Source organism: Acidovorax sp. 35-64-16 (genome assembly GCF_002281195.1).
GTDB lineage: Bacteria > Pseudomonadota > Gammaproteobacteria > Burkholderiales > Burkholderiaceae_C > Acidovorax > Acidovorax defluvii.
This window is the reverse complement of sequence record NZ_NCFM01000001.1, coordinates 194,634-208,960: the sequence shown is the minus strand read 5'-3', so window position 1 is coordinate 208,960 and position 14,327 is coordinate 194,634. Positions and strand designations below refer to the sequence as shown.

Sequence of the window (14,327 nt, the reverse complement as noted above, 5' to 3'; positions counted from 1 at the left end):
GCCATCATGGCAAGGATTACGGTAGCCCCCATGAACACTGTTGCCACTTCCCCCGAATCTCTGGACGCCCTGGAAACCCTGGACCTTGGCATTGGCGGCATGACCTGCGCCAGTTGCGTGGGCCGCGTGGAGCGGGCGCTGCGCAAGGTGCCTGGCGTGCAAGATGCCTCCGTGAACCTGGCCACCGAGTCGGCGCGCATCGCTTATGTGGTGCCCCCGGATGCGCAAGGCCCGGCCATGGACGCCCTGCTGCGCCGCGCGGTGCGCAATGCGGGCTACGAGCCGCGCGCGGCGGGGCAAGAAGATGCGCCCGAGGACCAGTCGCCCTGGGCGGGTTTTTTGCCGGTGGGTGTGGGCCTGCTGCTGTCGGCCCCGCTGGTGCTGCCCATGCTGGGCGATTTGTTTGGCGCGCACTGGATGCTGCCCGCCTGGGCGCAGTTTGCGCTGGCCACGCCGGTGCAGTTCATTTTGGGGGCGCGTTTTTACAAGGCGGGTTGGCACGCGCTCAAGGCGCTGTCGGGCAACATGGATCTGCTGGTAGCCATTGGCACGTCGGCGGGCTGGGGGCTGTCGATGTGGCTGTGGCTCACGGCGCACGAGGGGCATGCGCCGCACCTGTATTTCGAGGCCTCGGCGGTGGTGGTGACGCTGGTGTTGCTGGGCAAGTGGCTGGAAGCCCGCGCCAAGCGCCAGACCACGGCGGCCATCCGCGCACTGCATGCGCTGCGCCCTGATGTGGCCCACATGCTCGGGCGTGACGGCGAGGTGGATGTGCCGGTGGCCGAGGTGATGGCGGGCGACCGGCTGGTGGTGCGCCCCGGCGAGCGCATTCCGGTGGACGGCCGCATTCTGGAGGGCCACACCCAGGTGGATGAATCCATGCTCACGGGCGAGCCCTTGCCCGTGACGCGCGAGGTGGGGGCGCCGCTGACCGGTGGGTCCATCAATGGTGATGGCCGGGTGGTGATGCAGGTGTCGGCGGTGGGTGCCGAGACGGTGCTGGCGCGCATCATCCGCCTGGTGGAAGACGCGCAGGCCGCCAAGGCGCCCATTCAGCGCCTGGTCGACCAGGTGTCGGCCGTTTTCGTGCCGGTGGTGCTGGTGGTGGCGCTGGCCACGTTGCTGGGCTGGCTGTGGACGGGCGCGGGCTTCGAGGTGGCCGTGATCCATGCCGTGGCGGTGTTGGTGATTGCCTGCCCTTGCGCGCTGGGGCTGGCCACGCCAGCGGCCATCATGGCGGGCACCGGCGTGGCGGCCAAGCACGGCATCCTGATCAAGGACGCACAGGCGCTGGAGCTGGCCCACAAGGTGGATGTGGTGGCGTTCGACAAGACCGGTACCCTCACCGTGGGCCGGCCACGGCTCACCGCGTTCGAGGTGGTGCCGGGCCAGGACGAGGCGGCCGTGCTGGCGGCCGTGGCCAGCGTGCAAAGCGGCAGCGAGCACCCGCTGGCCCGTGCCGTGGTGGCGGCTGCGCAAGAGCGCGGCCTGCAACCCGTGGCGCCCGACGGCGTGCGCGCCGTGCCTGGGCGCGGCACCGAGGGCGAGGTGCAGGCCCGCAGCTATCTGGTGGGCAGCCTGCGCTGGATGGACGAGTTGGGCGTAGGGCTGGGCACGCTGGCGGACCGGGCGAAAAGCCTGCAAAACGATGGCGCCACGGTGTCGGCCCTGGCCGAGCGCACCACCGACGGGTTGGCCCTGCGTGCAATTTTGGCCTTTGGCGACGAGCCCAAGCCCGGGGCGCGCGAGGCGCTGGCGGCGCTGCGCGCGCGCGGCATTCGCACCGTGATGATTTCGGGGGACAACCGGGGCGCTGCCCTGGCCATGGCGCAGCGCCTGGGGCTGGACGCCGCCGATGTGCGCGCCGAGGTATTGCCGGGCGACAAGGCGGCCCAGGTGGTGGCGCTGCAGCAAGGCGATGGCGAAGAAGCCCACCCGGGGGGGCAGCGCCCCAGCGCAGCGGCCCAGCATGGCGCCCACATTGTTGCCATGGTGGGCGACGGCGTGAACGACGCCCCGGCCCTGGCCGCTGCCGACGTGGGCATGGCCATGGGCAACGGCACCGATGTGGCCATGCACGCGGCCGGCATCACGCTGATGCGGGGCGACCCGATGCTGGTGGCCGCCGCGCTGGACATCTCGCGGCGCACCGTAGCGAAAATCCGGCAAAACCTGTTCTGGGCCTTTTTCTACAACGTGGCCGGCATTCCACTGGCGGCGCTGGGCTACCTGAACCCGGTGGTGGCCGGGGCGGCCATGGCGCTGAGTTCGGTGAGCGTGATGGCCAACGCCCTGCTGCTCAAGCGCTGGCGCATGTGACCACCGCGACAGTTTGGCGCGGTGCGGTCACCAATGTCTGGCAAACTGCAACGTTTTGTTGCATGTCCGTGGCCATCACAAGCGGCCGGGGCACTTTTCAGACATCAGAAGGGGACACACCATGAATCTCTTATCGCTCATGCGGCTTTTCACCATCCGCTTTCGGATGCTGGGGGCCATTGGCGTTGTGCTGGGGCTGTTGGGCCTGTTGGGCGGCGCGGGCATGCTGGGCATGTTCCGCATCCACGACATGAGCGAGGACTTCATGGCCAACTCGTTTGCCGAGGTGAGCCACATGGCCGAGCTGCGCGGCGAGATGGGGGCCATCCGCCAGCATGAAAAGGACATGATCATTGCGTACGAGAAGCCCGAGAGCGTGAAGGCGGCCCACACCAAGTGGCTGGCCAGCCTGGAGCAGTCGAAAAAAGTGGCGGCCCGCTTCCTTGAAGGCCCAGAGGACGCCGACAACGCCATCGCCCAGGCCATCGTCAAGCGCCTGGACAGCTACCGCGACCAGTTTGCGCATGTGGCGCGCCAGCTGGAAGCCGGGGGCTACGACACGGCCACCATTGCCAACCGCATGAGCGGCAAGGCGGTGGCCGAGTTTGACGAGGCCGACAAGCTGCTCAAGGAACTCGATGGCGTGCTGCGTGGCGAGGTGACAGCGGCCGTGGCCGACCAGACCGATGTGTCCAACCAGACCCTGTGGCTGTTTGCCCTGGCGGTGCTGATCACCGTGTTGGTGGTGGTGCCCACCACGCTCATGAACATGCTGTCCATCTGCCGCCCACTGGCTGATGCCCGCCGCATGGCGCTGGCGATTGCCGGTGGTGACCTGTCGCAGCGCATTGCCGCCGAGGGCAAAGACGAAGTGGCCGACCTGCAGCGCGCGCTGGCCGACATGCAGCAGGGCCTGGGGGCGCTGGTGGCGCAGGTGCGCGATGCCAGCGGCAGCATTGCCACGGCCAGCCAGGAGATCGCCACGGGCAACCAGGACCTGTCGCAGCGCACCGAGCAGACCGCCAGCAATGCCCAGGAAGCGGTGGCATCGCTGTCGCAGATCACGTCCAACGTGCAGCAAACCGCGTCGTCGTCGCAGATGGCCAACCAGCTGGCCAGCTCGGCGTCCAGCACGGCCACGCGCGGCGGTTCGGTGGTGGCGCAGGCCGTGGCCAGCATGCACGAGATCTCGGCATCGAGCCGCAAGATCGGCGACATCATCGGCCTGATCGACTCGATTGCCTTCCAGACCAACATTCTGGCGCTGAACGCTGCCGTGGAAGCGGCCCGCGCGGGTGAGCAGGGCCGGGGCTTTGCCGTGGTGGCCAGCGAAGTGCGCAGCCTGGCGCAGCGCTCGGCCGCGGCGGCCAGCGACATCAAGGGGCTGATTCACAACAGCGTGACCGCCGTGGACGGTGGCGTGCGCCATGTGGAAGATGCGGGCGCCGCAATGAAGGAAATCGTGGCCAGCGTGCAGCGCGTGGGCGACATCATTGGCGAGATCACTGCCGCTGCCTCGGAGCAGTCGGCCGGCATTGGCCAGGTGAACCAGTCGGTGGGCGAGATCGACCGCATGACCCAGCAGAACGCGGCGCTGGTGGAAGAGTCGGCCGCCGCCGCCGAGTCGCTGCGCGAGCAGGCGGCCCGTCTGTCGAAGGTGGTACAGCAGTTCCGCCTGGCCGATGAAGGCAACGGCATGGAGTCCCTGTCCCGCATGCCGGCCTCCGCGCCGGACCGTGCCTTGATCGGCCGCGCCACGCCCCAGCTGGCGGGCTGAGCGACCGAGGGACCAGCGGCATGCCGCTGGCTTGCCGGTGCCCCAGAAAAAACGCCGCCCGAGGGCGGCGTTTGCTATTTATTCGATAGCTGTAAGCGCTTTATGAACATGCGCTGTAGCCACTTTTGACCTGAATTTTACGTCTCAGTACAGCGTGGGGTAGTCGGTGTATCCGGCAGCGCCGCCGCCGTAGAAGGTGGCGCGGTCGGGCTCGTTCAGGGGCGCGTTCTTTTCCAGGCGGGCCACCAGGTCGGGGTTGGCGATGAAGGGTCGGCCAAAGGCCACGATGTCGGCGCCGGCGGCCACGGCGGCATCGGCCAGTGCGCGGTCGTAGGCGTTGTTCACCATCCAGGCACCCTTGCCGCCGGCCTTGCGGTACACGGCCTTGAGGGCAGCGTAGTCAAACGGGCGGTCGGCCAGCTCGCGGGCGCCGCCGGTGGCGCCTTCGATGATGTGCACATAGGCCAGCCCCAGCGGGGCGAGTTGGGCCAGCAGGTAGTCAAACAGCTGCTGGGGGTTTTCGTCCACGATGTCGTTGGCGGGTGTCACGGGCGACAGGCGAATGCCGGTGCGGCCGCCACCGATTTCATCGACGATGGCGCGCACCACTTCGAGGGTGAGGCGGGCGCGGTTCTTGACGCTGCCGCCGTAGTCGTCGGTGCGCTCGTTGGCGCCGGTTTTCAGGAACTGGTCGAGCAGGTAGCCGTTGGCCGCGTGGATTTCCACGCCATCAAAACCACAGGCAATGGCGTTGCGCGCGGCGTGGCGGTAGTCCTGCACGATGCCGGGCAGCTCGCCCAGATCGAGCGCGCGGGGCATCGAGGTGTCGGTGAAGGTGGGCACCCCGTCCTTGAGCAGCACCGTCTTGGTGTGCGCGCGGATGGCCGAGGGCGCCACGGGGGCGGCGTTGCCCGGCTGCAGGTCGGTGTGCGAGACGCGGCCCACATGCCACAGCTGCACCACGATCTTGCCGCCTTCGGCGTGCACGGCGCTGGTCACGCGCTTCCAGCCATCGAGCTGCTCGGTGCCATACAGGCCGGGCACGTCGGCATAGCCCTGGCCTTGGGGGCTGATGGCGGTGGCCTCGGTGATCAGCAGGCCGGCGCTGGCGCGCTGCGTGTAGTAGGTGGCCATGAGCGGCGTGGGGATGGCGTCGGGCGCGCGGTTGCGCGTGAGCGGCGCCATGGCGATGCGGTTGGCCAGGTGCAGGTCACCGGCCTGTACGGGTTCGAACAAAGAGGGCATGAAAGGCTTTCGTCGAGAGAGTGAAAGGGGGCTTGCCCGAAGGCAGGGTTTGGCATAAGGGTACTGCAGTGCCGCAAACGCTGCAGTACGCGGCGGACAGCGCGGTAAAGCCATTGTGTGCTAACCGCACTGCCGCAAAAGAACCGGAATGTTCAAAAATGATAGCTACCAGCGTTTTATCCATAAGCGCTATCTGCCATTTTGATCAATATTTGATCTGAGCGCACCCACAGGCCAAATGCGCAGCCCGCAGGCACAATCAGCGCCCATGGAGACAAACCACACAAGGAGCTTGCAGGGCTTGCGCGCCCACCCGGTGGGCGTGGTGCTGGCGCTGTCCCTGGGTGCGGCGGTGTCGCTGGGCATCACGCGTTTTGCCTATGCGCTGCTGTTGCCCGTGATGCGCGCCGACCTGGGCTGGAGCTACACCCTGGCCGGGGCCATGAACACCGTCAATGCGCTCGGTTACCTGCTGGGCGCCCTGGCCGCCCCCGCGCTGCTGCGGCGCCTGGCGCCCGGCACCCTGCTGCTGTGGGGTGCGGTGCTGGCCACGCTGTTCATGGCCTTGAGTGGTTTCTTCATCGAGGCCGTCCCGTTGCTGCTGCAACGCCTGCTGGCGGGCGTGGCCAGCGCCGTCATCTTTATCGCTGGCGGGCTGATGGCGGCGCGCCTGGGCGCCCTGGACGTGGGCCGCAGTGGCCTGCTGCTGGGCCTGTATTACGGTGGCGTGGGCTGGGGCATCAGCGCCTCGGCGCTGCTGGTGCCGCCCGTGCTGGCCGTGGCCCCGGCACTGCACGGTTGGACCTGGGCCTGGTGGGCGCTGGCAGCCGTGTGTGCGCTGGCCACCGCGGTGCTGGTGTGGCCCGTGCGGGCGCTGCGCGGGCTGACGGCGCTTGCAACCGCGCCCGCCCCTGCGAAAGGCCTGAGTGTGGGCGCCAGTGGGGCTGAGGGCGCGAAGGCCGTTGCGCAACACGCGGCGCCCCCTTCGGCCGCGCCCGTGCCCGCCGTGCCCCTGCGCGCGCTGGCACCGGCCCTGCTGGGCTACACCTTGTTTGGTGTGGGCTACATCGGCTACATGACCTTTGTGGTGGCGCTGCTGCGCGAGCAGGGCATGGCCAGCGGCACCGTGACGCTGTTTTATGCCTTGCTGGGGCTGGCGGTGGTGCTGTCGTCGCGCATCTGGGCGGGCTTGCTGGACCGCAGCCGCGGCGGGCGTGCGCTGGCCCTGCTCAATGGCCTGCTGGGTGTGGCCACGCTGCTGCCGGCACTGACCTCGGTCTGGCCCGTAGTGCTGGCTTCGGGCCTGCTGTTTGGCGGGGTGTTCCTGGCGGTGGTGGCCTCGACCACCGCGCTGGTGCGCCACAACCTGCCGCCCGCGCAGTGGGCCGGCGGCATCAGCGCATTCACTGTCGTGTTCGCTGCCGGGCAGATCGTGGGGCCCACGGTGGTGGGCTGGATTGCCGACGGCCCCGGCGGGCTGGCGCGCGGCCTGGTGTATTCGGCCTGCGCGCTGTGGCTGGGGGCGCTGGTGGCAGCGCGCCAGCGGCCGCTGGCACTTACTTGAGCAGGCCTTCGGCCTTCATGGCCGCCTGCACGGCGGGGCGGGCGGCCACGCGGGCCTGAAAGGCGCTGAGGTTCTTCAGGCCCGAAATGTCCAGGCGCACAAACCCGGCCCAGTTGGCCACGGTGAACAGGTAACCATCGGCCACGGTGAACTGCTCGCCCATCAGGTAGGGCTTGCCCGCGAGTTGGCCATCTATCCACTGCAGGCGCTTGAGGAGGCGCTCACGCACTTGGGGTTGGTAGTCGGCAGGCGTGGCGGGGTTGAACAGCGGCCCAAAACCCTGGTGGAGTTCGGTGCCGATGAAGGTCAGCCACTCTTGCAGGCGGTAGCGCGCCATGGAGCCATTGGCGGGGGCCAGGTTCTTTTCGGGCACCTGATCGGCGATGTACTGCACGATGGCGGGGCCTTCGCGCAGGCGCTCTCCGTTGTCCAGCTCCAGCACGGGCACATAACCCAGCGGGTTGATGCTGTAGAAATCGGTGCCGTCCTGCAGTTGGTGGCTTTTGGTGCTGACCAGCATGGGCGTGCAGGCCAGGCCGGCCTCGTGCAGGGCAATGTGGGCAGACAGGGAGCAGGCACCGGGCGAGTAGTAAAGCTTCATGGGCGAATCCTTGTGAACAAATCGGAACATGAGCGCCCGATGCTATGCGCTGCGCCGGCTTTTTGCTGGCGCGGGGCAAGGCTGGCAGGGATACCCGGGCGCGCAACTGGTGCCCTCGAAGCCAGCGGCAGCCGTGCAAGGGCCACCCCCGCCGCAAGGGCTGCGTTCCCTTTGGGCTGCACGGGTGGGCATCCCCTTGAGGCTGAGGGCCGCAGCTCCGAGCCTGCCTGTGCAGGCCATGACGTGCGCGAAGGTCTGGCGCCTCTAGCAACCGCACCGAGGCGCCGCAGGCGACACAGGGGTTAGGTGTTCCAGCCGGGCAATTCGCGCTGCACTTTGCGCAGCAGCGCCGGCCAGGCAAACGCCCCGCCCAGGCCACCCGTTTGCACGCGCATGGCCTGGGCCACGCCGCTCACGATTTGTGGGTTCACGTCGATCAACTCGCCACCGGCCTGGGCGTCGATCTGTATGCGGCAGGTGTTCTCGAAGGTGTACATCGACAGAAACGCATCGGCAATTGTCTTGCCCACGGTGAGCAACCCGTGGTTGCGCAGCATGAGGAAGTTGGCCGCGCCCAGGTCGGCCTGCAGACGCGGTTTTTCTGCATCGCGAAAGGCTACACCCTCGTACGCGTGGTACGCCAGCGAGCCCAGCACAAAGGTGCTTTGCTGGCTGATCGGCAGCACGCCGCCCTTTTGCGCGCTGACGGCCACGCCCGCGCGCGTGTGGGTGTGCAACACGCAACCGGCCTCGGGCCGCGCCTCGTGTACGGCGCTGTGGATGACAAAACCCGCAGGGTTTACCGGGAAGGGCGATTCGTGCAGTTGGTTGCACTGCATGTCCACCTTGATCAGGCTTGACGCAGTGATCTCGTCGAACATGAGGCCGTAGGGGTTGATGAGGAAGTGGTGCTCGCCCACGCCCGACACCGATTCGGGCAGCTTGGCGCTGATGTGGGTGAAGACCAGGTCACTCCAGCCATACAGCGCCACCAGCCGGTAGCACGCGGCCAGGTCGCAGCGCAGTTGCCATTCTTCGGGGCTGACGCTGGCTTGCAAAGAGGGGATGTTGAGCATGGTTTTGTCTCCGCGGTTTGGGGAAAGGTAAGACGCGCCACTGTAGGGCGGCGCGGCGCAGGCGGCTGTCCGGCAGGCTACACGGGCGACAACAGCTGCCGTGCCATGACTATGCAAAAAATAATAGCAGCGAGCGCTTGCTGGATAAGCGTCAGAGCCTTATTCGATTCAATTTTTTCCGTCTGGCGGCTTGCGTGCCTCGTCGGCATGTTTCAGTGATCGATGCGCGCATCTTCGTCCGCATCAGGGGTGGGTGAGGACTTCCAGTTCGTCCAGGAAGCGCATGGCCTGGTCGGCGTCATGCCCGCACATTTCGGCCGAAGGCATCAGCCCGCTGCAAACTGCCGGGCGCCCGGGTTGCCCAAAAATGAGGCAGCGCGCGTCATCGCCCAGTTGAATGCAGCGCACGCCCGCCGGTTTGCCGTGTGGCATGCCGGGTATGGGCGAGCTGATGGAGGGGGCGGTGCAGCAGGCGCCGCATCGGGGGCGGCAATCCAGGGGTATCGGTTTTGATAGCTGCTTGCGCTGGTCAGGCGGAGGCCAGAGGCCGTTTTGGCTTGAAATGATCAGCCAGCCGCCGGCTGCAGCCGCTCTGCAGCCCACAGCACCTGGTCCACCACGGCGCGCACGCGGTCGCGGTGGGCGGGCTGGACGAGGGTGCCGCTGTCGTCAAACGCGGTGCCTGCGCCGCCCAGCGCAAATGCGCGGGGCGCCAGCCAGCATTCCAGGTTGATGAGCAGCGGGGCCAGATGGCTTTGCGAGCGCAGGCCCCCCAAGGCGCCGGGTGAGGCGCTGAGCATGCCCACGACCTTGCCGCGAAAAGACCGGGTGCCGTCCTGCCAGTCGGGGTGGCCCTGGACAGGGCTGGATGCCCAGTCGATGGTGTTTTTGAGCAGCGCGGTGTAGCTGCCGTTGTACTCGGGCGAGCAGATGATCCAGGCCGGGTGGTCGTGCAGCAGCTGCTTGAGGCGCAGCACATCGGCGGGTGTGCCTTGCGCTTCCAGGTCGGCGTTGTACATCGGAATGTCAAAGTCGGACAACTCAAGCGTTGTGACCCGGGCCCCCGCTTCGCGCGCGATGGCGGCGGTGGCGTGGGCCAGCTTGCGGTTGAAGGACTGCTGGCGGGTGCTGCCCGCAAAAACGAGAAGTTGTTGGTGCATGTCTGGCATTGGAGCACAGGCGTGTGGCGGGGGTGCTGGCGGGCTGGTCATGGCCTTTGACGGCGCATGGGGGCTTGTGCAGCCCCTTTGATCCAACGCCTCGGGGCCTTGCTGGCGGGCGGTGTTTCACGTGAAACGGTCTGCCCCAGGCGCGCAGTGCAGGTGTGCTGCAAAGGTTGTCTGCAGCGGCGGCGGCGTGCGCCAGACAAAGGTGGGAAAATTGCGGGTTTCCCGCAGGGGGGCCTCAGGGCTGGCAGGCGGGGCGGGCCGCTGCGGCAGGTGCTCGGTAAGTGTTTGGCCAGAATTTGGCCCGTGTGGTGTGTGTGGTGTGTGTCGTTATGGGCCGGTGGCCCCGGAGTTGTCCGATGTTGTATCCCCAGGAATTTGATGTGATCGTTGTCGGCGGTGGCCACGCAGGCACTGAGGCCGCGCTGGCCGCAGCGCGCATGGGCAGCCGCACGCTGCTGCTCACGCACAACATCGAGACACTGGGGCAGATGAGCTGCAACCCCAGCATCGGCGGCATCGGCAAGGGCCACCTCGTGAAAGAGGTGGACGCGCTGGGCGGTGCCATGGCGCTGGCCACGGACGAAGGCGGCGTCCAGTTCCGCATCCTCAACAGCAGCAAGGGCCCGGCCGTGCGGGCCACGCGCGCGCAGGCCGACCGCATTTTGTACAAGGCCGCCATCCGCCGCATGCTCGAGAATCAGCCCAACCTGTGGCTGTTTCAGCAGGCGGTGGACGACCTGATGGTGGAGGGCGACCGCGTGGTGGGCGCCGTCACGCAGGTGGGCATCCAATTTCGCAGCCGCACGGTGGTGCTGACGGCGGGTACCTTCCTGGACGGCAAGATCCATGTGGGGCTGAACAACTACGCAGCTGGCCGGGCGGGCGATCCACCAGCGGTGTCGCTGTCGGCACGGCTCAAGGAGTTGCAACTTCCGCAGGGCCGCCTGAAGACCGGCACACCACCCCGGCTGGATGGGCGCAGCATCGATTTCTCGAAATGCACCGAGCAGCCCGGCGACGGCATGCCCGGCGGTGTGAACGAGGGCACGGTGCCGGTGTTCAGCTTCATGGCCCATGCGTACGGTGGTGCGGCCATGCACCCCAAACAAATGCCCTGCTGGATCACCCACACCAACGAGCGCACGCACGACATCATCCGCAGCGGCTTTGACCGCAGCCCCATGTTCACCGGCAAGATCGAGGGCGTGGGCCCGCGCTACTGCCCGAGCGTGGAGGACAAGATCAACCGCTTTGCCGACAAGGACAGCCACCAGATTTTTCTGGAACCCGAGGGGCTGACCACGCACGAGTTTTACCCCAATGGCATTAGCACCAGCCTGCCGTTCGACATCCAGTACGAGCTGGTGCGCAGCATGCCGGGGCTGGAGAACGCGCACATTCTGCGCCCCGGCTACGCCATCGAATACGACTACTTTGACCCGCGCGCGCTGAAGGGCAGCTTCGAGACGCGGCAGATTCAGGGGCTGTTTTTTGCCGGGCAGATCAACGGCACCACGGGCTACGAAGAGGCGGCGGCGCAGGGATTGTTCGCCGGGCTCAACGCCGCGCTGCAGTGCCGGGGCGAGGCGCCCTGGCTGCCCGGCCGCGACGAGGCTTACCTGGGCGTGCTGGTGGATGACCTCATCACCAAGGGCGTGACCGAGCCCTACCGCATGTTCACCAGCCGGGCCGAGTTTCGCCTGCAGCTGCGCGAGGACAACGCCGACATGCGCCTGACGGAAGCCGGGCGCCGCATGGGGCTGGTGGACGATGCGCGCTGGGAGTCTTTCAGCCGCAAACGCGATGCGGTTTCACGTGAAACCGAGCGTCTCAAAGCCACCTGGGTGAACCCGCGCAACCTGCCTGCGGCCGAGTCGGAGCGGGTGCTGGGCAAGAGCATCGAGCATGAATACAACCTGTTCGAGCTGCTGCGCCGCCCCGACGTGAACTACGCCAACCTGATGTCGATGGACGGCGGCAAGTACGCTTCGATCGATGTTTCACGTGAAACGATGGGGGAGCTGAGCGCGCCCGTGGTGGAGCAGGTGGAGATTGCCGCCAAATATTCGGGCTACATCGACCGGCAAAAAGGCGAGGTGGAGCGCGCCGCGCATTTCGAAAAACTGCGCCTGCCCCCAGACCTGGACTACATGCAGGTGACGGCTCTGAGCATCGAGGCACGCCAGGTGCTCAGCCGCCACCGGCCCGAAACCCTGGGTCATGCCTCGCGCATCACAGGCATTACGCCGGCAGCTATCTCGTTGCTGATGGTGCATTTGAAGAAGGGCGGGTTCAAGGAGTTTGCGGTGGCCCCGGCTTTGCCTGCCACGGCCGAAGGGCAGGTGGTGGCATGACGACAGCAGCGGTCCACAACGACGCGCTTCGCACGAAGCTGCAGGCGGGTGTAGACGCCCTGGCCCTGGGTCTGACCGAGGCACAAATCACCCAGTTGCTCGACTTTCTGTCCCTGCTGCAAAAGTGGAACAAGGTCTACAACCTCACGGCCGTGCGGGACCCGCAGGAGATGCTCACCCACCACTTGCTCGACAGCCTTGCAGCGGTGGGGCCGCTGCGCCGCCATGTGGCTGCGCAGACGGGCGAGGGCGGGGGGGCAGTGCGCTTGCTTGACGTAGGCTCGGGTGGCGGTTTGCCCGGCGTGGTGATTGCCATCTGCTGCCCGGATGTGGATGTGAGCTGTGTGGACACGGTGGGCAAGAAGGCGGCGTTCATCCAGCAGGCGGCGGTGGCCCTGAAACTGCGCAACCTGCATGGCGTGCACGCACGTGTCGAGACCCTCACGACGCCGTTTGACATCATCAGCTGCCGCGCCTTTGCCTCGTTGCCCGATTTTGTGACCTGGTCACAGAGTGCGCTGGCCATGCCGCACGGGGTCTGGCTGGCCATGAAAGGCAAGCACCCCGCAGACGAAATCGCCGCCTTGCCCGCCGAAGTGCAGGTGTTTCACGTGGAACAGCTCACCGTTCCGGGGCTGGATGCCGAGCGCTGCATTGTCTGGATGAAGCCTGTCTGACGGATCTTTTTGAGGGGAGGGAAGGGCGGTCGCGTAAACTCGGGCTCCGGTCCGCAGCGCTGCGCAGACCTTCCAGCCTTCCAGAGGAATCCCACATGTTCGGCATTGCAGACTACGGCGCCTTTGTCGCCGCCATTGTGTTGTTTCTGGCCATCCCGGGCCCCGGCAACCTGGCGCTCATCACCTCCACCAGCAAGGGCGGCGTGCGTGGTGGTCTGGCGGCCACGCTGGGTGTGATCGCGGGCGACCAGGTGCTGATGTGGGCGGCGGTGGCTGGTGTGGCGGCTTTGCTGGCCACCTACCCCACGGCTTTCCATGCCGTGCAGTGGCTGGGCGCGGCCTATCTGGCCTGGCTGGGCTTCAAGATGCTCACGGCCAAGCCGGGTGCCCAGCCCATCCTCAACATCCAGCCGCGCCATTATTTCAAGCAGGCTGCACTCATCACCTTGCTCAACCCCAAGGCCATCGTGTTCTACATGGCGTTCTTCCCGCTGTTTGTGGACCCGGCACGCCATCAGGGCATGCTCACCTTTGGCGTGATGGCCGCCACCATTGCCGCCCTGACCCTGGCCTACGGCCTCACCGTGGTGCTGCTTACGCACCACCTGGCCGAGCGCATGCGCGCCAATCCCCGCATTGCCCGCGTGCTTGAAAAAGTGGCAGGCGTCTTTTTGATCGGCTTTGGCATCAAGCTGGCCATCTCCAAATAACCCCCCACCCCACAGCATCCACATGGCCAAGATTTTTTGCGTTGCCAACCAGAAGGGTGGCGTTGGCAAGACCACCACCACCGTCAACCTGGCTGCGGGCCTGGCCAAGATTGGTCAGCGCGTGCTGATGGTCGACCTGGACCCGCAGGGCAATGCCACCATGGGCTCGGGCGTGGACAAGCGCAGCCTCGACCTCACGGTGTACGACGTGCTGCTCGAATCTGCGTCGGTCAAAGAGGCAGCAGCGCTGTCCGACAAATGCGGCTACTGGGTGCTGGGTGCCAACCGCGAACTGGCCGGTGCCGAGGTGGAACTGGTGGCGCTGGAGCACCGCGAAAAGCGCCTCAAGGCCGCGCTGGCCGAGGTGGGGGGCGACTACGACTTTGTGCTCATCGACTGCCCTCCGTCCCTGTCGATGCTCACCCTCAACGGCCTGTGCAGCGCCCACGGCGTCATCGTGCCCATGCAGTGCGAGTACTTCGCGCTCGAAGGCCTGACCGATTTGGTCAACACCATCAAGCAGGTGCACGCCAACCTCAATACCGACCTGCAGATCATTGGCCTGCTGCGTGTGATGTTCGACCCCCGCATCACGCTGCAGCAGCAGGTAAGTGAGCAGCTCAAGGGCCACTTTGGCGACAAGGTGTTCAACAGCGTGATCCCGCGCAATGTGCGCCTGGCCGAGGCGCCCAGCTACGGGCTGCCCGGTGTGGTGTTCGACCCTGCCGCCAAGGGTAGCCAGGCGTTTGTGGAGTTTGCGCAAGAGATGGTCGAGCGCGTGCAAAGCATGCCTGCAGCAGCAAGTTCCATGGTCAAAATGGCCTCTGGCGCTTGA

General features: G+C 66.7%; 12 protein-coding genes. 7 read left to right on the top strand and 5 right to left on the bottom strand.

The window, feature by feature from the left end; all coding sequences use genetic code 11:
- The first annotated feature begins 30 nt into the window (after nt 1–30).
- Together B7Y64_RS01020 and B7Y64_RS01015 are read left to right on the top strand one after the other, a co-directional pair.
- Nucleotides 31–2,319, top strand: a complete 2,289-nt coding sequence (locus B7Y64_RS01020; RefSeq protein ID WP_291324298.1) for a heavy metal translocating P-type ATPase — start codon at nt 31–33, stop codon at nt 2,317–2,319.
- Nucleotides 2,320–2,440: 121 nt separating this feature from the next.
- Complete coding sequence (locus B7Y64_RS01015; protein ID WP_291324297.1) at nt 2,441–4,096, top strand: methyl-accepting chemotaxis protein; 1,656 nt, start codon at nt 2,441–2,443, stop codon at nt 4,094–4,096.
- A gap of 144 nt (nt 4,097–4,240) precedes the next feature.
- Here B7Y64_RS01015 and B7Y64_RS01010 read toward each other — a convergent pair whose 3' ends face one another.
- Nucleotides 4,241–5,341 carry an alkene reductase gene (locus B7Y64_RS01010; protein WP_291328179.1) on the bottom strand — a complete coding sequence of 367 codons (1,101 nt, stop codon included), beginning with the start codon at nt 5,339–5,341 and terminating at the stop codon, nt 4,241–4,243.
- A gap of 268 nt (nt 5,342–5,609) precedes the next feature.
- Between B7Y64_RS01010 and B7Y64_RS01005 the strand changes: the two genes are divergently transcribed.
- Nucleotides 5,610–6,905 carry a YbfB/YjiJ family MFS transporter gene (locus tag B7Y64_RS01005; protein WP_291324295.1) on the top strand — a complete coding sequence of 432 codons (1,296 nt, stop codon included), beginning with the start codon at nt 5,610–5,612 and terminating at the stop codon, nt 6,903–6,905.
- Here the strand turns inward: B7Y64_RS01005 and gstA are convergent.
- From gstA to B7Y64_RS00985, 4 genes are all read right to left on the bottom strand, one after another.
- Entirely contained in the window at nt 6,898–7,506 is a 609-nt protein-coding gene (gstA, locus tag B7Y64_RS01000) for a glutathione transferase GstA (protein ID WP_291324294.1), read from the bottom strand. The genes B7Y64_RS01005 and gstA overlap by 8 nt on opposite strands.
- 302 nt (nt 7,507–7,808) lie before the next feature.
- Nucleotides 7,809–8,582: a class II aldolase/adducin family protein gene (locus B7Y64_RS00995; RefSeq protein ID WP_291324293.1), complete on the bottom strand. Its 774-nt coding sequence runs from the start codon at nt 8,580–8,582 to the stop codon at nt 7,809–7,811.
- A gap of 243 nt (nt 8,583–8,825) precedes the next feature.
- A complete protein-coding gene (locus tag B7Y64_RS00990; protein WP_114655614.1) occupies nt 8,826–9,080 on the bottom strand; it encodes a YkgJ family cysteine cluster protein in 255 nt (84 codons plus the stop codon).
- A gap of 68 nt (nt 9,081–9,148) precedes the next feature.
- The gene (locus B7Y64_RS00985; protein ID WP_291324292.1) at nt 9,149–9,742 is read right to left on the bottom strand and encodes an NAD(P)H-dependent oxidoreductase; all 594 of its coding nucleotides are present in this window, start codon (nt 9,740–9,742) and stop codon (nt 9,149–9,151) included.
- Between the two features lie 365 nt (nt 9,743–10,107).
- Between B7Y64_RS00985 and mnmG the strand changes: the two genes are divergently transcribed.
- The 4 genes from mnmG (at nt 10,108) to B7Y64_RS00965 (ending at nt 14,327) form a co-directional block, all read left to right on the top strand.
- Nucleotides 10,108–12,105: a tRNA uridine-5-carboxymethylaminomethyl(34) synthesis enzyme MnmG gene (gene mnmG, locus B7Y64_RS00980; RefSeq protein WP_291324291.1), complete on the top strand. Its 1,998-nt coding sequence runs from the start codon at nt 10,108–10,110 to the stop codon at nt 12,103–12,105.
- Nucleotides 12,102–12,782: a 16S rRNA (guanine(527)-N(7))-methyltransferase RsmG gene (gene rsmG / locus B7Y64_RS00975; protein WP_291324290.1), complete on the top strand. Its 681-nt coding sequence runs from the start codon at nt 12,102–12,104 to the stop codon at nt 12,780–12,782. The genes mnmG and rsmG overlap by 4 nt, the downstream gene beginning before the upstream one ends.
- A gap of 95 nt (nt 12,783–12,877) precedes the next feature.
- Nucleotides 12,878–13,492, top strand: a complete 615-nt coding sequence (locus B7Y64_RS00970) for a LysE family translocator (protein ID WP_024813533.1) — start codon at nt 12,878–12,880, stop codon at nt 13,490–13,492.
- A 22-nt stretch (nt 13,493–13,514) separates the two neighbouring features.
- The gene (locus B7Y64_RS00965; protein ID WP_291324289.1) at nt 13,515–14,327 is read left to right on the top strand and encodes a ParA family protein; all 813 of its coding nucleotides are present in this window, start codon (nt 13,515–13,517) and stop codon (nt 14,325–14,327) included.